The 22,572-nt window shown below is 58.4% G+C and carries 21 protein-coding genes and 3 tRNA genes; 12 read left to right on the top strand and 12 right to left on the bottom strand.

Translation table 11 applies throughout. The features are described from left to right. Positions 1-53 precede the first annotated feature (53 nt). Positions 54-130 (bottom strand) — tRNA-Arg (locus ACIQ0Q_RS01340). A 142-nt stretch (positions 131-272) separates the two neighbouring features. On the opposite strand from ACIQ0Q_RS01340, the gene ACIQ0Q_RS01335 reads away from it, so the two are divergent. From ACIQ0Q_RS01335 to ACIQ0Q_RS01320, 4 genes are read left to right on the top strand one after another with little or no spacing between them, the layout of a single operon-like run. Beyond that, a complete protein-coding gene (locus ACIQ0Q_RS01335) occupies positions 273-1,589 on the top strand; it encodes an amidohydrolase family protein (RefSeq protein WP_395771145.1) in 1,317 nt (438 codons plus the stop codon). Then, complete coding sequence (locus ACIQ0Q_RS01330) at positions 1,586-2,959, top strand: amino acid permease (RefSeq protein ID WP_395771144.1); 1,374 nt, start codon at positions 1,586-1,588, stop codon at positions 2,957-2,959. The genes ACIQ0Q_RS01335 and ACIQ0Q_RS01330 overlap by 4 nt, the downstream gene beginning before the upstream one ends. Before the next feature lie 9 nt (positions 2,960-2,968). Then, positions 2,969-5,041: an FAD-dependent oxidoreductase gene (locus ACIQ0Q_RS01325; protein WP_395771143.1), complete on the top strand. Its 2,073-nt coding sequence runs from the start codon at positions 2,969-2,971 to the stop codon at positions 5,039-5,041. A 46-nt stretch (positions 5,042-5,087) separates the two neighbouring features. Further along, a complete protein-coding gene (locus tag ACIQ0Q_RS01320) occupies positions 5,088-5,837 on the top strand; it encodes a sulfurtransferase (RefSeq protein WP_395771142.1) in 750 nt (249 codons plus the stop codon). Between the two features lie 35 nt (positions 5,838-5,872). On the opposite strand, the gene ACIQ0Q_RS01315 is transcribed toward ACIQ0Q_RS01320, so the two are convergent. Then, positions 5,873-5,948: transfer RNA gene (locus ACIQ0Q_RS01315), tRNA-Ala, on the bottom strand. Between the two features lie 33 nt (positions 5,949-5,981). After that, on the bottom strand, positions 5,982-7,070 hold the full coding sequence (gene rnd, locus ACIQ0Q_RS01310) for a ribonuclease D (RefSeq protein ID WP_395771141.1): 1,089 nt from the start codon (positions 7,068-7,070) through the stop codon (positions 5,982-5,984). Positions 7,071-7,136: 66 nt separating this feature from the next. On the opposite strand from rnd, the gene ACIQ0Q_RS01305 reads away from it, so the two are divergent. Then, positions 7,137-8,144 (top strand): formylglycine-generating enzyme family protein, encoded by a 1,008-nt coding sequence (locus ACIQ0Q_RS01305; protein ID WP_395771140.1) that lies wholly within the window; start codon positions 7,137-7,139, stop codon positions 8,142-8,144. Here ACIQ0Q_RS01305 and gluQRS read toward each other — a convergent pair. Then, positions 8,104-8,997, bottom strand: coding sequence for a tRNA glutamyl-Q(34) synthetase GluQRS (gene gluQRS / locus ACIQ0Q_RS01300; protein ID WP_395771139.1), 894 nt, complete (start codon positions 8,995-8,997; stop codon positions 8,104-8,106). The genes ACIQ0Q_RS01305 and gluQRS overlap by 41 nt on opposite strands. A 78-nt stretch (positions 8,998-9,075) precedes the next feature. On the opposite strand from gluQRS, the gene htpX reads away from it, so the two are divergent. Continuing rightward, positions 9,076-9,963 carry a protease HtpX gene (gene htpX / locus ACIQ0Q_RS01295; RefSeq protein WP_395771138.1) on the top strand — a complete coding sequence of 296 codons (888 nt, stop codon included), beginning with the start codon at positions 9,076-9,078 and terminating at the stop codon, positions 9,961-9,963. A gap of 153 nt (positions 9,964-10,116) precedes the next feature. Here htpX and epmB read toward each other — a convergent pair whose 3' ends face one another. After that, positions 10,117-11,142: an EF-P beta-lysylation protein EpmB gene (gene epmB / locus ACIQ0Q_RS01290; protein WP_395771137.1), complete on the bottom strand. Its 1,026-nt coding sequence runs from the start codon at positions 11,140-11,142 to the stop codon at positions 10,117-10,119. An 87-nt stretch (positions 11,143-11,229) separates the two neighbouring features. Here epmB and efp point away from each other — a divergent pair, with 87 nt between their 5' ends. The 5 genes from efp to ACIQ0Q_RS01265 are packed head-to-tail and all read left to right on the top strand — an operon-like array spanning position 11,230 to position 15,242. Beyond that, positions 11,230-11,796: an elongation factor P gene (efp, locus tag ACIQ0Q_RS01285; protein ID WP_395771136.1), complete on the top strand. Its 567-nt coding sequence runs from the start codon at positions 11,230-11,232 to the stop codon at positions 11,794-11,796. Between the two features lie 3 nt (positions 11,797-11,799). Continuing rightward, complete coding sequence (locus tag ACIQ0Q_RS01280) at positions 11,800-13,137, top strand: TRZ/ATZ family hydrolase (RefSeq protein ID WP_395771135.1); 1,338 nt, start codon at positions 11,800-11,802, stop codon at positions 13,135-13,137. Next, on the top strand, positions 13,134-13,838 hold the full coding sequence (gene ubiG / locus ACIQ0Q_RS01275) for a bifunctional 2-polyprenyl-6-hydroxyphenol methylase/3-demethylubiquinol 3-O-methyltransferase UbiG (protein ID WP_395771134.1): 705 nt from the start codon (positions 13,134-13,136) through the stop codon (positions 13,836-13,838). Before ACIQ0Q_RS01280 ends, ubiG begins: the two co-directional genes overlap by 4 nt. Further along, entirely contained in the window at positions 13,831-14,502 is a 672-nt protein-coding gene (gene gph, locus ACIQ0Q_RS01270; protein ID WP_395771133.1) for a phosphoglycolate phosphatase, read from the top strand. The genes ubiG and gph overlap by 8 nt, the downstream gene beginning before the upstream one ends. Then, positions 14,502-15,242, top strand: a complete 741-nt coding sequence (locus ACIQ0Q_RS01265; protein WP_395771132.1) for a hypothetical protein — start codon at positions 14,502-14,504, stop codon at positions 15,240-15,242. Before gph ends, ACIQ0Q_RS01265 begins: the two co-directional genes overlap by 1 nt. 6 nt (positions 15,243-15,248) lie before the next feature. Here ACIQ0Q_RS01265 and pyrC read toward each other — a convergent pair whose 3' ends face one another. Next, on the bottom strand, positions 15,249-16,280 hold the full coding sequence (gene pyrC / locus ACIQ0Q_RS01260) for a dihydroorotase (protein WP_395771131.1): 1,032 nt from the start codon (positions 16,278-16,280) through the stop codon (positions 15,249-15,251). 15 nt (positions 16,281-16,295) lie between these two features. Beyond that, on the bottom strand, positions 16,296-16,535 hold the full coding sequence (gene yidD / locus ACIQ0Q_RS01255) for a membrane protein insertion efficiency factor YidD (protein WP_395771130.1): 240 nt from the start codon (positions 16,533-16,535) through the stop codon (positions 16,296-16,298). Positions 16,536-16,634: 99 nt separating this feature from the next. Between yidD and dksA the strand changes: the two genes are divergently transcribed. Then, the gene (gene dksA / locus ACIQ0Q_RS01250; RefSeq protein ID WP_395771150.1) at positions 16,635-17,762 is read left to right on the top strand and encodes an RNA polymerase-binding protein DksA; all 1,128 of its coding nucleotides are present in this window, start codon (positions 16,635-16,637) and stop codon (positions 17,760-17,762) included. 76 nt (positions 17,763-17,838) lie between these two features. Here dksA and ACIQ0Q_RS01245 read toward each other — a convergent pair whose 3' ends face one another. The 5 genes from ACIQ0Q_RS01245 to ACIQ0Q_RS01225 form a co-directional block, all read right to left on the bottom strand. Continuing rightward, the gene (locus ACIQ0Q_RS01245; protein ID WP_395771129.1) at positions 17,839-18,579 is read right to left on the bottom strand and encodes a GGDEF domain-containing protein; all 741 of its coding nucleotides are present in this window, start codon (positions 18,577-18,579) and stop codon (positions 17,839-17,841) included. Positions 18,580-18,771: 192 nt separating this feature from the next. Next, positions 18,772-20,526 (bottom strand): DUF885 family protein, encoded by a 1,755-nt coding sequence (locus tag ACIQ0Q_RS01240; protein ID WP_395771128.1) that lies wholly within the window; start codon positions 20,524-20,526, stop codon positions 18,772-18,774. Then, entirely contained in the window at positions 20,523-20,948 is a 426-nt protein-coding gene (locus ACIQ0Q_RS01235) for a SufE family protein (protein ID WP_395771127.1), read from the bottom strand. Before ACIQ0Q_RS01235 ends, ACIQ0Q_RS01240 begins: the two co-directional genes overlap by 4 nt. Beyond that, complete coding sequence (cysS, locus tag ACIQ0Q_RS01230; RefSeq protein WP_395771126.1) at positions 20,948-22,318, bottom strand: cysteine--tRNA ligase; 1,371 nt, start codon at positions 22,316-22,318, stop codon at positions 20,948-20,950. The genes ACIQ0Q_RS01235 and cysS overlap by 1 nt, the downstream gene beginning before the upstream one ends. A gap of 128 nt (positions 22,319-22,446) precedes the next feature. Further along, positions 22,447-22,523: transfer RNA gene (locus ACIQ0Q_RS01225), tRNA-Pro, on the bottom strand. Positions 22,524-22,572: the final 49 nt, after the last annotated feature.

Genomic DNA, 22,572 nt, shown 5'->3' with positions numbered 1-22,572 from the left:
TTGACCTAAGCGTCTTGCCATGCATCAGCAGGCGGCACTTTAGAAAAAGATTTTGGCGTCCCCGACTGGAGTCGAACCAGTGGCCTTACCCTTAGGAGGGGTACGCTCTATCCAGCTGAGCTACGGGGACCTGCACGCATTATAACGCCGCTGCGGCAGGCGCTGTTCGGAATTGCTGTGCAGCGGATTTTCGGCAGGGCGTCGGTCTGTTAGCATAGATTACGAGTATTGGTGGCATGTGCCGTCCGACTCAAGCCGAGCGAGCCCTGCCCATGTCTGTTGTTCTATGCCGTTTACCACCGACAGCCGCCCGGGTCCTTGCCTCGCTTCTGCTGGTACTGCCGCTTCAGACCGTACAGGCCGAAGCCGTGCTGATCCGTGCCGGCACGCTGATCGATGTCGATGCCGGGCAGGTTTTGCAGGACCAAGCCGTTCTGGTCGAAGATGGCCGCATCGTTTCGGTGCAGCCCTACTGCAGCCGACGTGCCGCTGTGCGTGAACTGGATTGGTCGGCCTATACCGTGACGCCGGGTTTCATGGACATGCATACCCATCTGGCCGGCGATATTCTGAATTTCAATGTCGAGGCTTATCTGAAAGCCAAGCCGGAGGAAGACGCGCTGTCCGGCGCCGCCAATGCCCGAAAAACCCTGCGGGCCGGTTTCACCACGGTGCGGGATGTCGGCAGCTATAACGGTTTCGTCGATGTGAGCTTACGCGATGCGATTGCCAAGGATTGGGTGCCGGGGCCACGCATGTTCACGGCCGGGGCATATGTCACGGTTCCCGGCGGTGGCGGGGAGGTTTCCGGCCTGGTCGATGCCGCACGCATTCCGCCACGCATGCGCGAAGCTGTGGCCCAGGGCGAAGCAGAGATCCGTTGGAAAACTGGACATGTGCTTGACCAGGGCGTGGATTGGATCAAGATGATTGTCACCGGCGCCGTCCTCACCGACGGCACTGACGTCAACCAGTCCGAATACAGTGAGTCCGAGGTACGTGCTGCGGTGGAAACGGCTTCTGTCCGAGGCCATGACCTTACCGGCCATGCGCATGGCGCCCAGGGCATTAAGAACGCCATCCGGGGCGGTGCCCGTTCGGTCGAACATGCCTCACTGATTGATGACGAAGGCATCGCCTTGGCCAAACAATATGGCACCTGGTTGGTGATGGACATCTATAACGGCGATTACATCGACACCGTCGGCCGCGCTCAAGGTTGGAGCGCGGAATCGCTACAGAAAAATTTGGATACGACTGAAATCCAGCGTCGGGGTTTCCGCAAAGCGGTTGCCGCCGGTGTCAATATCGCCTACGGCACCGATGCCGGAGTCTACCCGCACGGCGATAATGCCAGGCAGTTCCCGTACATGGTCCGCTACGGCATGACACCGATGCAGGCCCTGCAATCGGCTACTATCCAGTCAGCCCGTTTGCTTCGCCGTGAAAAAACACTGGGATCCATCGCGCCGGGAAAACAGGCCGATCTGGTTGCCTTGGCCTGCAATCCCATTGCCGACATCCGCTGTACCGCCAAGCCGGTTTGGGTCATGAAAGACGGCATCCGCTATGACGGCGCAGCACAATGAACCGGGGCCGGCAGCTCGGGTTCTGGATGTGTCTGGCGCTGGTGATGGGCAATATGATCGGCTCCGGGGTGTTTCTGCTGCCGGCATCGCTGGCTCCATATGGTTTGAATAGTTTGTATGGCTGGTTGTTCACGGCTGCCGGCAGCTTGCTGCTCGCCACGGTATTTGCCGGTCTTGCGCGCGCCTTTCCCGGTAAGCCTGCTTACGCGTATGTGCAAATGGCGTTCGGCAACCGAACCGGCTTCGTGGTGGCTTGGGGCTATTGGGTGGCGGTATGGGTAGGCAATGCCGCGGTTGCCATTGCCGCAGTCAGTTATCTTTCGCATGTGCTGCCCTGGATCAGCAACACGCCCGGTGCCTCAATCGGCGTAACCCTCGGTTTCATCTGGCTGTTCACCATCATCAATATGCTCGGTGCACGCGAATCCGGAAGTGTTCAGATCATTACGACGGTACTGAAACTGCTGCCGCTGCTGGCGGTGATTGTGCTGGGACTGATCCTGCTTGGACAAGGCCGCATGATTGATGCCAATGCCGGCGCACCCGCCGTGGCATTCAGTTGGGATGCGGTCAATGCCAGTGCCGTGCTCACCCTGTGGGCGTTCCTGGGGCTGGAATCGGCGGCTGTGGCCAGCGAAAAGATCCAGGATCCGCAACGCATCATCCCGCTGGCCACATTCTGGGGCACCTTGATCACCGCCCTGGTGTATGTGTCGATCTGCACCGTGGTGATTGTGCTGATTCCGGCAAAAGCGTTGGCGCTGTCCAGTGCGCCATTGGCTGATTTAATTGCCCGCTACTGGGGTGCCGATTGGGGCGATTGGATTGCTGCGTTTGCCGCCATCAGCGCCTTGGGTGCACTCAACGGCTGGATTCTTTTACAGGGCGAATTGCCCGGCCAGATGGCACGCGCCGGAGCCTTTCCGGCGTGGTTGGCGCGTCGTTCTAAACGCGATACCCCGGTGCCGGCCTTGTTGCTGACCGGCGTTTTGTTGAGCGCTGTGGTGCTATTGAACGCAGGAAAAGGCATGGTGGAAATTTTCACGTTTTTATTGCTGATTTCCACCTCCGCGATTCTGGTCATGTATTTGCTCTCGGCCGCCGGCGCCTTGCTGCTTTACAGACGTGGCGAATTACTCCTGAAGCGTCCGATGACTGGATTCCTGATGGCGGCCGCATGCGCCTGTGCGTATGCCCTTTGGGCTTTGCTCGGTGCCGGAAAAGATGCCGTGTTGTGGGGCTTTTTCCTGCTGGCAAGCGCATTGCCGGTCTATTATTTCAGCCGTGGCCAAGCGCGCAAGGCGCTCTTGAGCTTGCCCTTGCTGGCGATTGTGCCGGTTTGGCATGTCATCACCCATTTCCATATGTAAAGATTCTTTATGAGCCGTGATCCCCGTTATGACATCCTGTTCGAGCCGGTACAAATCGGCCCGGTCACCGCCCGCAACCGCTTCTACCAGGTCCCGCATTGCAACGGCATGGGCCATCAGATGCCGGAAGCCCATGCCGCCATGCGCGAAATCAAAGCCCAGGGCGGATGGGCGGTGGTCAGTACCGAGGAGTGCGAGATCCATCCGAGCGGCGACGTCACGCCTTACGTGGAAGCGCGGCTGTGGGACGAGGGCGATATTCCGGCGTTGGCGCTGATGTGCGAAAAGGTCAAGGCCCATGGCGCGTTATCGGCGGTGGAACTCACCCATAACGGCTATACCGCATCCAATCTGTACAGCCGGGAAGTACCGATTTCACCGATGCACACGCCCCTGAAGTACGGCTACCCGCTGCAGGCTCGTGCGATGACTCTGCACGATATCCGCGAGTACCGGCGCTGGCATAAAAATGCCGCGTTGCGCGCCAAGCGCGCCGGATTCGACATCATCTACGTCTACGCCGCGCATGATCTTTCATTGGCCATGCATTTCCTGCAACGGCGCCGCAACCAGCGCACGGATGATTACGGCGGCTCGCTGGAAAACCGCATCCGGCTTCTGCGCGAAGTGTTACAGGACACCAAAGACGCGGTCGGGGATACCTGCGCCGTGGCTTTGCGTTTTGCGACTGAGGAATTCCTGGGCGAGGAGGGCGTGCACACCGCCGAAGCCAAGGAAATCGTGCATCATCTGGCCGATCTGCCGGACATCTGGGATGTCAATGTCGCCGCCTGGTACAACGATTCGCTGAGCTCGCGTTTTGGTGCGGAAGGCTATCAACAGCCCTTCACCTCCTGGGTCAAGCAGATTACCAACAGGCCGGTGGTCGGCGTTGGCCGTTTCACTTCACCCGACACCATGGTGCGGCTGGTGCGCGCAGGCGCGCTCGACATGATCGGGGCGGCCCGTCCGTCCATTGCCGATCCGTTCCTGCCGCGCAAAATCGAAACCGGTGCCATCGACGCCATCCGCGAATGCATCGGCTGCAACATCTGCGTGTCCGGCGACATGACCATCACCCCGATCCGCTGCACCCAGAATCCAAGCATGGGCGAAGAATGGCGCAAGGGCTGGCATCCGGAAACGATTCCGGCCAAGAAATCGGAAAAGCGGATCTTGGTGGTCGGTGCCGGTCCGGCCGGCTTGGAAGCCACGCGCGCACTCGGTCAGCGTGGCTATGAAGTGATGCTGGCCGAGGCCTCCGAGCAGCTCGGCGGCCGCGTGCTGAAGGAATCGGCGTTGCCCGGCTTGGCGGAATGGCGGCGCGTGCGTGATTGGCGGGTCGGTCGTATTGAGCCGATGTCCAATGTATCGGTTTTCCGTGGCAATGCCTTGAGCGCCCAGGACGTGCTGGATATCGGTGCTGATGCCGTAGTGCTGGCGACGGGCGCGCATTGGGTGCGCACCGGAATCGGTCGCAGCCTTACCGAGGCGTTCAAGGGCCATGAGCTGCCGGGGGTGTTCACGCCGGACGATCTGATGGCGGGCCGTTTGCCCCAAGCCGGTCCGGTCGTGCTGTACGACGACGATAACTTCTATCTGGCCAGCGTGTTGGCTGAACTTTTGGTGGCCAAAAATCTTGAAGTTCACGTCGTCAGCAGCGAAGACACCATCGCTGGCTGGACCACCAACACCCTCGATTACCGGCACATCCAGAAGCGCCTGCGCAAGCTGGGCGTGCACCTGCACACCGGCAAGACTTTGGGCGGGTTCGATGGTCAGCGGGTCTGGCTGGATTGCGTTTGGTCGGACGATCGCCTGACGCTTCCAGCCGCAGCGCTGGTGGCGGTCAGCATGCGTCTGCCGAATGACGGCCTGCATCAGGACTTGCTGGCACGCGAAGACGAATGGGCGGACGCCGGTATCGGCCAAGTACAGTGCATCGGTGATGCCCTGGCGCCGGGTCTGATCGTACATGCCGTTTATGCGGGGCATCGCTATGCCCGCGAATTCGAAGCGTCGCCTGGCGAGAATGGCGATGGTGACGATGTGCCGTTCAAGCGCGTGCGGCATCGGTTTTAAGGCACAGTGAGCGCCCCAAGCTATGGCCGCATAGTAAAATAGCCCCATGCAGGACATCCTCAATATCGCATCCTACCGGTTCGTGGCCATCACCGATGCCGATGCGGTGGCCGTGCGGGTCAAGGAATCCTGCCTGCGTCATGAGCTCAAGGGCACGGTGCTGGTTTCGCCGGAAGGCATCAATATTTTTCTGGCCGGCACCGATTCGGGCATCTACGGATTCCTGGCCGAGCTGCAGTCCGACCCCCGTTTTGACGGCATCACGGTGAAGTTCAGCCGGAACGGCTTCGTTCCGTTCAAGCGTCTGCGGGTCAAGCGCAAACGGGAAATCATTACCTACCGTGATGAGCGATTGGCTCCCGAAAACGCGCGCGCGCCCAGCGTGACTCCGGAAACCTTGGCGCAATGGCTGGACAGGGGGCACGATGATGCCGGGCGCGAAGTGGTATTGCTCGACACCCGCAATGCCGAAGAGGTCGTTTATGGGACGTTCGAAGGCGCACTGACGTTTCCGATTGCCAAATTCACCGAGCTGCCGGAAGCGATCGAATCCAGAAAGGAAGTTTTGGCTGGTAAAACCGTAGTCAGTTTCTGTACCGGCGGCATCCGTTGCGAGAAATCGGTATTACGCATGCAGACCGATGGCTTCCCGGACTGTTATCAGTTGGAAGGTGGCATTCTTGGTTATTTCGAGAAAATGGGCGGCAAGCACTATCAAGGCCGCTGTTTCGTATTCGATGACCGCATCGCATTGGATGCGAATCTGGAGCCCCTGATCGAAACTCCGGGATTCTGAAAACGAAAAGCCGCCCATCAGCGGCTTTCGGAGTGTGGTGGATCTGAGGAGGATCGAACTCCTGACCTCGTCATTGCGAACGACGCGCTCTCCCAGCTGAGCTACAGACCCGTGTCATTATGCTAATCCAACATGGTGCGTGCTTCAAGCCGATGCAAGAATGGGATTAAACGAATCGGCCAACAATGTCTGGCGCCAGCCCTGCAATGCGGCCGGCCAAACACCGGTTTCCAACAGGTATTCCAGATGTTTGCGCGAGCACAGCAGACCCTCGGGAACTTCCAGTGTCTGGGCTTTGGACAAAACTGCCTGTTGTAGGGCTTTCAGACGGGCTTTGCTGGCGGCATCAGGCTCGCGCGCCAGCGGTGCGCGGCGTTCTTCGTCATCGAACGGTTTCTGCAGCAGGGCGAACAGATGCTGGCGTGCGCTTTTTGGCGACTTGGGATAACGCGCGAAGATGGCATCGATGTCTTCGATTGACGCCGGTTGGGTGCGCGCCAGCGCGAACGCGGCGTCATTGTCGATGATCCAGCGTTTCGGTTTGTTGCGCTCGATGGCACGGGCATCCCGCCATTGCAGGATGCGGCGGAGGCGCCATTGCGCCTCGGCATCCAGCGGTTGGTTACTGCGGATCGAAAGATGCGGATTGGCTTCCGGCTGTTCATCGGCCGCTGCGGCGGCTGCGCGTGCGCAGTCGGCATCCAGCCACTCCCGGCGTTGCAGCAGCTGCAGGCGTTCGGCCAGATGCTCGTGCATGGGCAGGATATAACGGACGTCATCAGCGGCATAATGTTTCTGGGAATCCGTTAACGGCCGTTGCAGCCAGTCGGAGCGGGTTTCACCTTTCTCCAGCGTCACGCCGCAAAGCTGTTCGACCAATTTCAGATAGCTCAGGCTCGCACCGAATCCGCACAGGGCGGCTGCGGTCTGGGTGTCGAATACAGGTGTCGGTACCGCGCCGCAACCGGCCTTGAACGCCTGCAGATCCTCGCTGCAGGAGTGCATGACTTTCAGGACGTCCGGGTTTTCCAGCAAGGGTTTCAGCAGCAAGGCCACGGCGGGTTTGCTAGCATCGATCAGGGCGATGTCATTGCCGACGACGATTTGGACCAAGGCCAGTTGCGGATAATAGGTGCGTTCGCGGATGAATTCGGTATCCATGCCAATTAGGCGGGCATCGGCATGGGTTTGTAAAAAGCGGGTTAAATCGGATGGGTTGTCCAGCCAGATCATAGCGGTTTCTTGCATCTTGGGATAAGGTAGCTTAACTTGCCATTGCCCTGATTGCACAGACATTTCATGAGTCCACGCCTGCCCGCATCGATGAAGTGCCTGATTCCCATCGGAATCGTTTTGGCATTGACGGCTTGTGCTGAAAAGAATCCTGTGTCGACCGCCCCGATTGCCGCAAAATACGGAGCTGAGGGTATGCAGCCCGGCCAGATTTTTGCGGATCGGCTTGCCCGCGGTCAATATGGCCCGGAGTTGATCGTCATTCCATCGGGACGTTTCATGCTGGGCGCTGGCGGAAAAGACCGGAAGGCTCCCGCAACTGAAAAACCGGCGCATCCGGTAGTGTTCCGACGCAGCTTTGCCATGACCCGCGCTGAAATCACGGTGGATGCGTTTGCCGAATTCATTGCCAGCAGCGGGTACAAGACCCAGGCGGATCGTTCCGGCAGCAGCGAGATATTCGACATGGCCAGTGGCCGTCTCATCCGTGCGCCGGGAGTCAACTGGCGTCTCGACCATATCGGCAAGCCGGCACGGGGTGATTATCCAGTGGTGCATGTGGCGTTTGCCGATGCCCAAGCCTACGCGGCGTGGTTGAGTCGACGCTCCGGTCACCACTACCGGTTACCCAACGAGGCAGAGTGGGAGTACGTACTTCGGGCCGGCACCCAAAGCGTATACCCCTGGGGGGATAAACCCAAACAGCTCGGGAAAGGCAACCTGACCGGCAGCGGTGATCTTTTTCCGAATGGCCGCAACTGGCGCAACGCCATCCAGGGCTACAGTGATGGTTATTGGGCACTCGCACCGGTTCGCCGCTATTCCAGCGAGGGCTGGGGCACCTTCGACATGCTCGGCAATGTTTCCGAGTGGGTTACCGATTGCTGGCATGAGAACTACCGGCGCGCGCCTGCCAATGGCGAAGCATGGGTCAACGCCGGTTGCAGCCACCGTGTCATCCGCGGCAGTGCTTGGTTGAGCGCCATCGATCAGTCACGGAGCTCGTTCCGAATGGGGATGGCCGCCGATCACACTAATCCACGTCTGGGCTTCCGGCTGGTTCGGGAGCTGTAAGCGCCGGCAGCAGGGATGCATCAAAATGCTGCACAGCCTGTTCGAGGTTTGCCGCGGCCCCCAGATTCCGTTGCAAGATCCGGTCATCCTGACCCAGATGCCGGTAGGCCAAGCTGAAGGCGGCAAAACGGTCTTGGTCGTCGAGATCCGCTGCCCATTGGGATTTGCTCAATTTCCGGCCATCCGAATCCCGCACCAGACCGATGTGGCAATAGACCGGCGTCGGCACGCCAAGCTGCTGCTGCAGGAATATCTGCCGGGGTGTGGAGGATAGCAGGTCGGCTCCGCGTACCACGTGGGTGACGCCCTGAGCGGCATCATCCAGCACCACTGCCAGTTGGTAGGCAAAATACCCATCGGCACGTTTCAGCACGAAGTCTCCGATGACATCGGCCAGGTTCTGGTATTGCCGACCATAGACGCCGTCGGTGAATGCAATCGTCCGGTGATCGACGCGGAGACGGATGGCAGCGCGCTCTGAGGCGGTTGCGGCAACGCATCGACGATGGATGCCGTCCTGTTCGGCAAGCTGGGTGCGCGAACAGCTGCAGAAAAACGCTTTGTCTTCCCTCAGCAGCTTTGCAAGCGCAGCCTCGTAATATGGGCTGCGTGTGGATTGATACAGCACCGGTTCATCCGGAAGCAGTCCGAAACCGGCCAGGGACTGCAATTGTTTGTCCGCCATGCCGGCGATTTCCCGCGGTGGGTCGATGTCTTCGATGCGGATAAGCCATTGCCCATGCTGGCTTTTCGCCATCAGGTAGCTGGCTAATGCGGCCGTCAGAGAACCCAGATGCAGCGGCCCGGTCGGGGAGGGAGCAAAACGACCACGGTAGTGAAAGGGACGGGTCACGGAAAATTCACTTGAAATCCGGAAAACTGGCTACAATTCATTATCACGCAACACTGACCAAGCTGAAAGGGGTTTTCCATGTTCAAACGCATTGCATTGTTCCTCGCCACCAATATGGCCGTGCTGGCCCTGCTCAGTATCGTCCTGAGCGTGCTGCAGAGCTTCGGTATCAATCTTGGCAACAATGGCACCTTGCTGGTGTTTGCCCTCATCTTCGGTTTCGGCGGCTCACTGTTCTCACTGCTGATTTCGAAGTGGATGGCCAAACGCATGACCGGCATGCACCTGATTGAAAATCCGCAGAACGAGCTCGAACAGTGGCTGGTCTCCACCGTGCGCCGCCAATCCGAGAAGGCCGGCATCAAGATGCCGGAAGTCGGCATCTATGATGCCCCGGAAATCAATGCTTTCGCCACCGGTCCGAGCCGCAACAATTCCCTGGTGGCGGTGTCCACCGGCTTGCTGCGCTCGATGAGCCGCGACGAAGCCGAAGCTGTGCTCGGTCATGAGGTCAGTCACGTTGCCAACGGTGATATGGTGACCATGGCTCTGTTGCAGGGTGTGATGAACACCTTCGTGATCGTGTTGTCGCGTTTGGTCGGCCGCGTAGTCGATTCGGTGGTGTTCGGTAACCGCGATGGCGCAGGCTTCGGTTATTACATGGTCGTTTTCGTACTCGATATGGTGTTTGGTCTGTTCGCTTCCTTCATCACCGCCTGGTTCAGCCGTCAGCGCGAATTCCGCGCTGATACCGGTGGTGCCAGCCTGGCCGGCAAGGAAAAGATGATTGCCGCACTGCAGCGTCTGGCCCAGAACCACGGCCAAAGCAGCCTGCCGACCCAGATTGCCGCGTTCGGGATTTCCGGTGGGCTGAAGTCGGGTATCGGCGCGCTGATGATGACCCATCCGCCGCTGGAAGTCCGTATTGAGGCTCTGCGCAATAGTGGATCCGCCGTATCGCGCTGAGGTTCCTGAAGTATCCTGAAAAAAACCGCCGGATGGCGGTTTTTTTTCAGGTACTGAAATCGACATTCATCCGGGTCAACCGCGGCGACATAAAGTCGGATGCTGATTCAGGTTTTGATATACGAATGCCATCATGACTTTTGATAAGTCATGTCAAAAAACTATTGCAGACTCGTATAGCGGGGATTTGTTCGGCTCTCCGGCCATTTCCCGGACCAGTTTCGGAACCAGATAGCCGGGCAGGGCAGCCATCAGCTCGCGGTGCAGGGCGATAGCATCGGCATCCGGCACGGAAAAATGCCCGGCACCTTGCACGCGGTCCAGCTGATGCAGGTAGTAGGGAAGCACGCCATGCTGATGCAATGCCTCCGACAGGGACTGCAGGACATTGGCATTGTCATTGACGCCGGCCAGTAGCACCGATTGGTTGAGCAGAGTCGTTCCGGTTTGCCGTAGCTGCAGCAGAGCATCGCCGACATCCGACCCAAGCTCGTTGCCATGATTGGCATGGATGACCATGGTCACCGGCCAGGGCAGCTCGGACAGCCATTTCAACAGTTCGGCATCGACGCGTTCCGGCAATACCACCGGCAAACGCGTATGCAGGCGCAGACGTTTGAGCTGTGGCAGGGTCTTCAGGGCGTCGGTCAGTAGCGCCAGCTTGGGGGTCGTCAATGACAATGGATCGCCGCCGGACAGGATGACTTCATGGATGCTGGCATCGGCGCGCAGGTACTCGACGGCTTCCCGCCATTGACCCGCCGCGGCCGTTTCATCGGCATAGGGGAAGTGGCGTCGGAAACAGTACCGGCAATTCACGGCACACGAACCGGTTGTGACCAGAAGTGCGCGGCCCTTGTACTTATGCAATACCCCGGTCGCGCCGCGGGCCATCAGATCACCGACGGCATCGATGGCAAAGCCGGGCGTCAGCTGTTCTTCCTCGGTGAGCGGTAGAACCTGCCGCAGCAGCGGGTCGTGAATGTCGCCATGGCGCATTTTGGCGGCGAAACCGCGTGGAACCCGAAAGGCAAAGGCATTCCCGGCCTGAGCCGAAATCCGGTTCGAAAAGTCGGTCAAACCGAGCATTTCCAGCAGTTCCAGCGGGTCGCGCAGGCTGTCACGCCACAGCTGCTGCCAGTTCGTGATTTGAGCGGGGAGGGGTTTGACGGGTATCATAGGAGGCTGGAACGGCCGGAAAGGCCGTGTTTTCAATACGGTATTGTAACCTGCGGCCGGACCGCCGGTGAATTTCAGGAGTAGGCAATGGCCACTTACGGCATGAATGATGTGAAGAACGGCATGAAGATTCTGGTCAACAACGACCCATGCGTCATTACCGAAACCGAATACGTGAAACCGGGCAAAGGCCAGGCCTTTACCCGCGTTAAATACCGCAGCATCAAATCCGGACGTGTGGTCGAAATGACCATGAAAGCCACCGACAACCTCGAAGCCGCTGATGTCATGGATACCGACATGCAGTTCCTGTATGCCGACGGCGAATACTGGCACTTCATGCAGCAGGAAACCTTCGAGCAGGTGCAGGCCGATAAAAACGCCATGGGCGATTCCTGGAAATGGCTGAAAGGCGAAGAAGACTGCGTGGTCACGCTCTGGAACGGCCAACCGATTGCCGTTCAGCCGCCGAACTTCGTCGAACTCAAAATCGTGGAAACCGATCCGGGCGTCCGCGGCGATACTTCCGGCGGTGGTGGCAAGCCGGCCAAGCTGGAAACCGGTGCGACCGTGCGCGTGCCGCTGTTCGTGGCGCAGGATGAAATCATCAAGGTCGATACCCGCTCCGGCGAATACTTCAGCCGCGTGAAATAAGCGATGTCCGAAGCACGGCAGCCCTGTGATTGGCTGATCGAGGCCGGTTGGATCATTCCCGTGCAGCCGGCCGGCCTCGTGCTGGAGGCGCATGCGCTGGTCATCGATGGCGACCGCATCACTGCAATACTTCCGATTGATGAAGCCCGTGCCCGCTATGCACCGGACGCGCATGTGCAGCGCCCGGGCTCGGTGCTGATGCCGGGCTTGATCAATGCCCATACCCATAATCCGATGAGCCTGATGCGCGGTGTCGCCGATGATCTGGCGCTGATGCCCTGGCTCAACGAGCACATCTGGCCGATCGAACGTGCGGTGATGACACCGGATTTCATCAGTGATGGCATCGAATTGGCCGTGGCGGAAATGATCCGCGGCGGCACCACCTGTTGCAACGAAAACTACTTCTTTCCCGATGCCCAGGCGCGCACCTACGATCGCCTAGGCTTCCGTGCTGCCATCAGCATACCGGTCATCGATTTCCCGTCAGCCTGGGCCGCAAGCCAGGACGAATATTTCGACAAGGGCCTGGCCGTGCATGACCAGTACCGATCGCATCCCTTGCTCAGCTTCAGCATGACCCCGCATGCGCCCTATACCGTGTGTGATGCCAGCTTCGAGCGGATCCGCCGTTATGCCGAACAGCTGGATCTGCCGGTGCATTGCCATATCCATGAAACCGCCCAGGAAATCACCGAGGCGCTGAACCAGTACGGCCAGCGTCCGCTCGCGCGTCTGGACCGGCTCGGCCTGGTCAATGAGCGTCTGACCGCCGTGCACATGACCCAGCTGACGCCGGAGGAAATTGCTTTGTGCGCCGCCCGTGGCGTATCGGTGGTGCATTGTCCGCAATCGAACCTCAAGCTGGCATCGGGTTTTTGTCCGGTCGGCGCATTGCAGGCAGCGGGTGTCAATCTGGCCATCGGCACCGACGGCTGCGCCAGCAATAACGATTTGGACATGTTTGATGAGCTGCGCACGGCCGCACTTCTGGCCAAAGCGGTTTCCGGCGATGCCACCGTGTTCAAGGCCGCCGAGGCTCTGCATGCCGCCACTTTAGCCGGTGCGCGCGCTATGGGCCTCGAGCAGCACATCGGTTCGCTGGAGCCGGGCAAGCAAGCTGATATCATCGCCATCGATCTGGACCGGATTGAAGCCGCTCCGGTGTACGATGTGGTTTCCCAGCTGGTCTATGCCGGGGCGCGACATTGGGTTAGCGACGTCTGGATCGCCGGCCGTGCCAAAATGCTCAAGTGCGAACTGCAGGACATTGATGTTGAGCGCCTGTTGGCCGGTACCCGCCGCTGGCAACAGACTATCCGGGAGATACCACGTACATGAACGGCAACGTCCATCCCCATGAAATCGAAAAGTTCGGTGCACTCGCCAGCCGCTGGTGGGATGCCAATGGTCCGCAACGGCCCTTGCATGAACTGAACCCGGTCCGTCTGGCCTATGTGCTCGGATTTCAGCCGCTTTCCGGCCGGCGCGTGCTCGATGTCGGCTGTGGCGGTGGATTGCTGACCGAAGCCATGGCCGCGGAGGGTGGCCAGGTCACTGGTATCGATCTGTCAGAGCAATTGATCGACATCGCCCGCTTGCATCTGCTGGAATCGGGCCTGCAGGCGGATTACCGCGTGATTTCCGCCGAAGCGATGGCCGCCGAACAGCCGGCCGGCTTCGATGCGGTCACCTGCATGGAAATGCTCGAGCACGTTCCTGACCCGCAAGCCATCCTGCAGGCCTGTTTCGATGTCCTGAAACCGGGGGGGCGTCTGTTTCTGTCCACCATCAACCGTACACCGGCGGCATTCGCGTTGGCTGTAGTCGGCGCCGAATACCTGGCGCGGCTGCTGCCGAAAGGCACTCACGATTACCGCAGCTTCATCAAGCCGTCCGAGTTGGCGGCAGCCCTGCGTCAGAGCGGATTCCAGCTCGAAGATGTCAGCGGCCTGCATTACAATCCGATCACGCGCAGGGCTTCAATCGGAAGCAATACCGCGGTCAACTATCTGATGACGGCGCGTCGGCCCGATGTCTGAATCGATTGCTCCGCTGGTTCTGTTCGATCTGGACGGCACGCTATTGGACAGCGCCCGCGACCTGCATGCAGCCATGCAGATGCTTTTGGCGGAAAAAGGCGAGCCTGCGGTCGACTTCACGGTATTCCGGCCAGTGGTTTCCAAGGGCGCACGCGCCATGCTGAAATGCAGCTTTGCCAATGCCGACGAACAGCAGCGCGAAGCGCTGTTGCCCGAATTCCTTGCGCATTATGAACGTGCGCTCGCCGCCCACAGCCGTCTGTTCGACGGCGTCGCGGAAGTGTTGGCAAATATCGAAACGCAGCCCTCGCGTTGGGGCATCGTCACCAACAAACCGTATTACCTGGCCGAACCGCTGGTTGAAAAGCTCGGCTGGTCGCAACGCACGGCCATCCTGCTTGGCGGCGATAGCCTGCCTCGCAAGAAGCCCGATCCGGACCAATTGCTGCATGCGTGTGCGGTTCTTGGGGTCATGCCGGAGCGGGTGGTGTATGTCGGCGATGACGAGCGCGACGTGCAGGCCGCCAATGCCGCCGGTATGCGTTCGATTGCTGCCTTGTGGGGTTATCGTCCGGATGATGACGATCCGCTGCTCTGGCGGGCCGATGAACTGGCGGAAACTCCGCTGGAGTTGATCACACGCGGATTACTGCGCAGCCGCTGATGTCCGATACCGACTCCTTGCGCAGCTTTACCGCCAAATGGCAGGCTCTATGGCCGGAGCAGATGGTGTTGCAGGTATTATTGCCGGCTTCCCAAAAGCTGCAGGCTGCGGCTTGGGCGGCCTTGTTCTGCGAGCTCCAGGAGTGTGTGTTTAGCATCGAGCAGGAGGCTGTACGCGGACCCAAATCCCTCTGGTGGGCTGATGAACTGCAACGGATGTCCCACGGCCAGGCGCGTCATCCACTGACCATGCCGCTGCAGGAACACGCTGCGCCCTTCGCCGCCATTGCCGAGCCGATGCTGGCCTTGGCGACGCGGGTTCCGCTGCGCTCAGGCTCCAGTGCATTGCTGATGCAGCAACTGCAGCCCTATACGGGGGCTGTGGCTGCCTGCGAATCAGCGCTTTTTGGCGGCGCCGCCGAAACCGACGCTGCCGTGATCGGGGTCCACCTGCTGATGATGCGGCTGCCCGGCGGCCTGCAGGCATTTGATCGCGCCATGGTGCCGATGCATCTGCTGGCGCGGCATCAGGCACTCAATGCAGCAACCGAGGCATTGCGGGAGGATTGGCTCTCGGAATTGCTGGCACTTTTGCCGGAAGGCAATGCCGGCAATCCTTACCGGGAAGCACAGCGGCGGTTTGTCCGCCGGCGGTTGCGTACCATGCGCGCCGGAAATCCGACCTCGCTGACCCCCGCCTATGCCTGGGATGCATGGCGTGCCGTCCGCCAGTTCCGCTGATCCGGCTTAAACGACTTTCCAGCGCAGGCTTTCACCCGCGCGCAGCGGCGTCAGCATCTCATCTCCCATGGCAAGCTGCGCGGGCACTATCCAGCTTTCGCGTTTCAGCGTGATACGGTCGGTGTTGCGCGGTAGTCCATAGAAATCGGCACCATGAAAGCTGGCAAAGGACTCCAGCTGGTCGAGCGCACCGGCATCCTCGAATGCCTCTGCATACAGTTCGATGGCCGCATGCGCGCTATAGATTCCGGCACAACCGCAGGACGACTCCTTGCTGCCGGTGGCATGCGGTGCGCTATCGGTGCCGAGGAAGAATTTCGGACTGCCGGAAACCGCGGCCGCCACCAGCGCCAACCGGTGGGGTTCGCGCTTGAGTACTGGCAGGCAGTACATATGCGGCCGGATTCCGCCCTGGAACATGGCGTTGCGGTTATACAGGAGATGATGTGCGGTGATGGTGGCTGCGACATTGGCCGGGGCCGCTGCAACGAATTCGGCCGCCTGTCGTGTGGTGATGTGTTCCAGAACCACTTTTAGGCGCGGATAGTTCCGCAGCAACGGCGCCAGATGCCGTTCGATGAATACCGCTTCCCGGTCGAAAATATCGATTTCGGAATGGGTGACTTCTCCATGCAGGAGCAGCGGCATGCCGCAGGCTTCCATCGCTGCGATGGCCTCTGCGGCCCTGGCCAGGTCGGTCACACCGGAATCGGAATTGGTGGTGGCGCCGGCAGGGTAGTATTTCACGGCATGCACGAAGCCGCTGGCTTTCGCACGTAATATTTCATCGGCACGGGTATTATCCGTGAGGTACAGGGTCATCAGGGGCTGGAAGGCGCTGCCAGCCGTCGCATCGGTCAGCCGTTGCCGATACGCCTCGGCCTCGGCCACGGTGACCACCGGCGGTTTCAGGTTCGGCATCACGATGGCACGGCAGAAAACACGGGCCGTATCGGTAATCACACTCCGCATGGCGGCGCCATCCCGGAAATGGATATGCCAGTCGTCTGGGCGGGTCAGGGTCAGGGTGTCGGTCATGGCGCTTCCATGGGTTCAGGAGTGGGAGTGGTGGCTGCATTTTTCCGGCACGGGGTCATGCCCGCCGGGGTGGAAGGGATGGCAGCGCAGAAGACGGGCGGCGGTCAGATAGGCGCCTTTGAAAACCCCGAAGCGTTCAATGGCCTGCATGGAATAATTCGAGCAGGTTGGGCTGAAACGGCAGGTTTGGCCCAACACAGGGCTGATCATCACTTGGTAACCGCGTAGTAGCCACAGAGCCAACGTTTTCAGCATAAATATCACCGCAACATCTTGCGAACGTCTATAGTGTAGGCTATAAAAGATGTCCTGAGCCTAAACCAATGAGGAACTCTTCACGTGGCTAGCAAAAAAATGGTAAAACCCGGTAAAAAACCTCTTGCTCGCAAGCCGGTCGCCAAGGCCGCCAAGCCCGCGAAGAAGACGGTAAAAAAAGCCAGCACCAATCCCGCTAAAGCCAAAAAGCCCGTTGCCAAAGCCAAGGCGTCCGCCAAAAAGCCGGCCAAGCCGGTCAAGAAGCCCTTAGCCAAAAAACCGGTCGCCAAGAAACCCGTTGCCAAAACCAAGGCTCCCGCGAAAAAGTCGGCCAAGCCGGTCAAGAAGCCCTTAGCCAAAAAGCCGGTCGCCAAAAAACCCATTGCCAAAGCTAAGACTTCTGCGAAAAAACCAATCGCCAAGAAGCCCGTTGCAAAAGCCAAGCCGTCTGCAAAAAAGCCGGTCAAGAAGCCGATAGCCAAAAAACCGGTCGCCAAGAAGCCCATTGCTAAAGCCAAGGCGCCCATCAGAAAGCCGACTAAACCGGTCAAAAAGCCGGTTGCCAAAAAGCCTGTCCCAAAACCTGTAAAAAAAGTCGCCGTCACGCCCAGCAAACCGATCGCCAAGGCCCCTGTCAGCAAGAAACCCGAAGTCAAAAAGCCTGAGGCGAAAAAATCTGTGCCTGTAGTCGTTAAAGTCCCCGAGAAGCAAATCCCTCCCGCGCCCGTTGCCAAGCCTGTCCGAAAAGGTGCCCGCGCCGGTTATGTAAAACGTGAAGTGGTTGTCGAGAAAGCCCTGAAACCGAAATCCGTCCGCCGTGTCCAGTTGCCGCCCGGCTACAAGCCGAGTGACAAAGAAGAGTACATGAACGACTACCAGCTCGAATATTTCCGGCATAAACTGATGTCCGAACGCGAAAATCTGCTGAATGCCACCCAGGAAACCATCAATGAGTTGAAGGAGGAGGCGCGCGATGTCGGTGATGAAGCCGAACGCGCATCCCGTGAAACAGAAAACTTCTTCGAGCTGCGTACCCGTGACCGTTACCGAAAACTGCTTTATAAGATCGACAAAATCATCGCCACCATCGACGACGGAACTTATGGCTACTGCGTGGATACCGGTGAGGAAATCGGTATCAAGCGTCTGGAAGGACGTCCCATGGCCGAGCGTACGGTGGATGCCCAAGAGCGCTGGGAACACAAGAAGAAGCAACTCGGCGACTGATTGCTCATCGTTACAACAAAGCCCCGATGTCGGGGCTTTGTTCGTTGAAGGCCGTGATTAAATCGGCAGCATGCAGCTAAATAGCGGCCTTGACGCTATTCCCGCCCGCGAGTTTGGCTTGGTAAAGCGCCTGATCGGTCCGATTCAGCCATTCAATGAAAGTTTCATTCGGCCTGTATTCACTTGCGCCAATGCTGATTCGCAAGCCGCCTGTATCAGGAAATGCATTTTCTGCTATCGATTTCCTTAGTTTTTCAGCAAGGCTGTGACTGTCCATCAAACTGCAATGCGGAAGCATGACCAGGAACTCGTCGCCTCCCCAGCGCCCCAGTAAATCGGTCTGCCGGAGTTGCGTTTGGATTCGTATCACCAATTCTTTCAGAGTCTGGTCGCCGGCAGCATGCCCGAATTGATCGTTGATATGTTTGAAGTGATCGATATCCAGCATGAGTAAGCCGATTTTCTGTCCATAACGACATGCTTCTGCCATCTCTTCAGTTGCCCGATTCGTAAAGTATCGACGATTATACGCAGCAGTAAGCGTGTCACTGGAGGCTATGTTCTCCAGCCGCATAGTTGCAATCTCAGATTGACGATGTGCCCGATATTCCCAGGCGGCATAGCCTATCATCAACATCATAATGACAGTCAATGTAATGTAATTCCTGATCCAGTAATCGATGATTGTTGAATATGATGCATCTGCAATGCTGGATTCTAGGCTGAATACAAAGATAATCACTAAAGAAAAGCAAATAAAGAGCAGAAGGCTTTTAATCTTTATCGATATTTTATCGAAGATTTTATTATTCGCCATGCTTACCCCCCCCCTGGGTGGTTTATGCATGAGTAATAATAATCGATTTAATGAATGTTTATCGAGAAATAGACTAAGGATTTTTCGTATATATGGCTATGAAAAATAGATGTACAAAATAAACAAGAATTAATTTATGAATATCTTACGAATGGAGTGATGATTTAAGGAACCCCCGGCGTTACCGGTTTTTTATTCCACATCCAAGGTCGGATAGAAGCGCCAAACTGGTTTCAGTTCGGGGTCGGGATCGGTTCCCATGAGTCGGCTGCGTACGACCGACACCGGCATGGTGCCACCTTTCAGGATGGCATCGTGGAACTCCCGATCGGTCATCTTGCCTGATTCGACCAGCTCCCGACGCAGCTCCCGGAACTGCAAGCCGCCGAGCATATAGGCCGCCTGATAAAGCGGACCGTAATCGCCGGCGAAACTTCGGCGCACTTCGGCAGCGGCATTTGCGCGTTCATGACCAACCCGTTCAACCAGCATATCGATGGACTGCTGGGGTGTCATGGTGCCCATATGGAAGGACAGCGAGAACAGGATGCGAGCCGCGCGGTGGCTCCGCCAGAACAGCATGCCCAGTTTCTGTTCGGGTGATTGTGCAAAGCCTTTTTCGTACAACAGGAATTCCCAGTACAATGCCCAGCCTTCACTCCAGAACGGCGTGCCAAACAGATCGCGGTGGCTGTTGTAGCGGCTATTGTAGAAATGCTGAAGATGGTGGCCGGGAATCAGCTCATGATGGACGACCGCCCGTGAGAAGTAGCGATTGTTCCCCCGCAAGGCCATGGCCTGTTTATCGGCTGGCATGCTGTCATGTGGATAGGCGACCCAGACGTCTTCGCCGCCGAGAAAGAACGGCGCCTGTAACTGGTATTCCGGAGTCAGCATGGTCATGCGCCAGTCGCGCTTGGCCAGGCCAGGAATGGTCACCAGTTGCCTGTGTTCGATGAAATCGATGGCTTCATCCGCCAGCTTGACCACATACTGCGGTTGGTCGCCGACGGCCGGGCCGTCTTTCTTGATATGTTCCAGCGCATCCTGCCAATTGGCGTAACCCATTTCGGCAGAGGCCTTGCGCATTTCCTCTTGGCACCAGCTCAATTCGCGTTCAGCCAATTGCACGATCTGTTCCGGGGTATACGGAATCATTTCATAGCGCAGAGCAGCCTCAACGGCATCCCGCCCGATCGGATCACCGATGATGGTTTCCGGGTCGGAAGCTTTGGCGATGTCGTTGCGCAGGAACTTCGCGGTCGCCTCGAATTGCTTGTCGATTGCCTCATAGGGTTTTGCGACCTGTTGCGTATAGACAGGATCGTAGCCGTTATAAAAGGTGTGCCACTGTTTGAAATCAGCACGGAATGCCGAAAGAAGCCTTGCAGCCCTCAGGGCGATGACCGGCGAAGTCGATTTGTTGTTGCGTAAATGGGTTTCGTTTGCGCGCAGGGCGCTATCTGCACGCTCAATTAAATGTCTGGCCCTGCCAGCATCCAGCGGCACAAGCGCCCGGCGCTGCTCGGCCATGTCAATCAGCGGTGCGACTTCCGGCAATAGCTTCAAGGCCTGGGCATTACGCGTGCGTTCGAAATCCAACTGGCTGAGTCGGTAGTTCAGCTCGCGCCGGAACAGTGCGACATCAATACGGTCTTCGGCGGAAAGCGTCTCTGCATTGAACTCTCCGAGACGCGCTTGCCAGCCCAGATAGAGGTTGCGCAGCGCCTTTTCACGGGCGGTTCCGGCGGTAATGTCATAGGTGTGTTCGGTGCTCTCCAGGTCCTTCTGGAAACGTTGGATGAAGAATGCCAGAGTGTGTTGGCTGCTTGGAATTTCCGAGTGCTGCGGAATATTGGCCGACCCCGCCGGGCTGGCGGCATCGAGGGATGTGTTGGCCAGCAGAGCGGCTATGGCGATGCTGAGCAGGGCAGGGCGAAAATTCATAGGGACTCCGCAGTCTTCTGGATGAAGGTCAACAAGGCCGAAAAGCCATTGCTACGCGTTGGTGACAGGTGTTTGCTTAAACCGATGGCCTGTACGAAATCCGCGCGGGTCGCACGGATTTGTTCCGCGGTCCGGCCCGAGTAGACTCGAAGGGCCAGATAGACCAAGCCCGAAACAATGCTGGAATCGGATGCTGCCGAGAAAAACAGTTTATCGTCCTGCCGGTGCGGTACGATCCAGACCTTCGACTGACAGCCCATCAGGCGGTTACTTTCAGTTTTCCACGCCTCGGGAAAATCCGGCAGCCGTTTACCGAGATCAATCAGATATTGATAACGCTCAGACCAGTCACCGAAAAAGGCGAAGTCTTCCACGATAGCCTGCTGGGCTTCGGCGGCGCTGGCTTCGGTTGGTAGCAGCATCAGGCGCGTTTCCAGCGCACGCCCTGCGGCGTGTCTTCCAGCAGAATGCCTTCGTCGGCCAGTTGTTTGCGGATGGCATCGGCTCGCGCGAAGTCCCTTCCGGCCTTGGCAGCGATGCGCTCGTCGACCAATCCTTGGATACGGGCATCGTCACTGCCATCGGTACCCTTTGCGAACCAGGTTTCCGGCGTCTGCTGCAGCAGACCGAGTGCGGCGGCCGCGCCGAGCAGCTGTCCTTTCAGCGTGGCGCGTTCAGCCGCGTTCTCGCTGCGCCGCGCCTGGCCGGCCAGATTGGCAATTTCTGCCAGCGCCTGAGGTGTATTGAGGTCGTCACATAATGCGGCATCAATGGCTTCGGGAATGGCCATGTTGCCGGCGTCGACGTCGCCCAGATCACGAAGCGTGCCGTAAAGGCGGTCAAGCGTCTTCACGCTCTGTTCGATCAGCGCGTCGGACCAATCCAAGGGTTGGCGGTAATGTGCTGACAGTAATGCGTAGCGTAAGGCTTCGGGCGGATGTTTGGCCAACAGCTCATGCAGGATGCTGACATTGCCGACCGATTTCGACATCTTGCTGCCCCCGAAATTGAGCATGCCGTTGTGCAACCAGAAGCGGGCAAAAACTTTGCCGCCATGGGCGCAGGTGCTTTGGGCGATTTCGTTTTCGTGGTGCGGGAATTGCAGGTCGACGCCGCCGGCATGGATATCGATGGTTTCGCCCAGGTGGGCTTCACTCATCGCCGAGCATTCAATATGCCAGCCCGGACGGCCGACGCCCCAGGGCGAATCCCAGCCCGGCAAGTCTGGCGTGGACGGCTTCCAGAGTACGAAGTCACCCGGATGGCGCTTGTAGGGGGCCACTTCCACGCGCGCACCGGCAATCATTTCATCCAGACTGCGGCGTGACAGCCGACCGTATTCCGGGTAGCTGTCGACGGCGAACAGCACATGGCCTTCAGCGGCATACGCGTGTCCGGCGGCAATCAGACGCTGGATCATCGCGATAATATGCGGGATATGGGCAGTGGCGAGCGGCTCGATGTCAGGCGGCTGGATGCCGAGTGCGGCCATATCCTCACGGTAGATTGCGGTGTATTTTTCGGTAATGCTTGAGATCGGCACATCCAAGGCCTTGGCCGCGGCATTGATCTTGTCATCGACATCCGTGATATTGCGGGCGTAGGTCACCTGGGGATAGTGCCGGCGCAGGAGCTTGATCAGGACGTCGAACACCACCGGGCCGCGGGCGTTACCGATATGCACGTAGTTGTAGACTGTCGGTCCGCACAGGTAGACGGTGACGTTGGCCGGATCGGCAGGCGTAAAGGCTTCCAGCCGGCGATGCAGATTGTTGTAGAAATGAAGATTCATGGGCTTATTTTAGCAAGCTTTGGCTGCCAATTTAGCCCGAATTCAGCCTTAACCCCAGTGGGATATGGAGTCGTGCTACAAACTTGTTCCAGATTAACTGAAACCGCGCCTTGCGGCGCCGTGAATATTGGTCGGGGAGACAGGATTCGAACCTGCGACCTCTACGTCCCGAACGTAGCGCTCTACCAGACTGAGCTACACCCCGATCACGCTATTTTACCGTATTTTGGCGGCTCAGGAAAAGGCATGGCATG

Origin of the sequence: Arenimonas sp., from assembly GCF_044348765.1 — a bacterium.
Taxonomy (GTDB): Bacteria; Pseudomonadota; Gammaproteobacteria; order Xanthomonadales; family Xanthomonadaceae; genus Arenimonas.
This window is presented reverse-complemented; position numbering and strand designations above follow the sequence as displayed.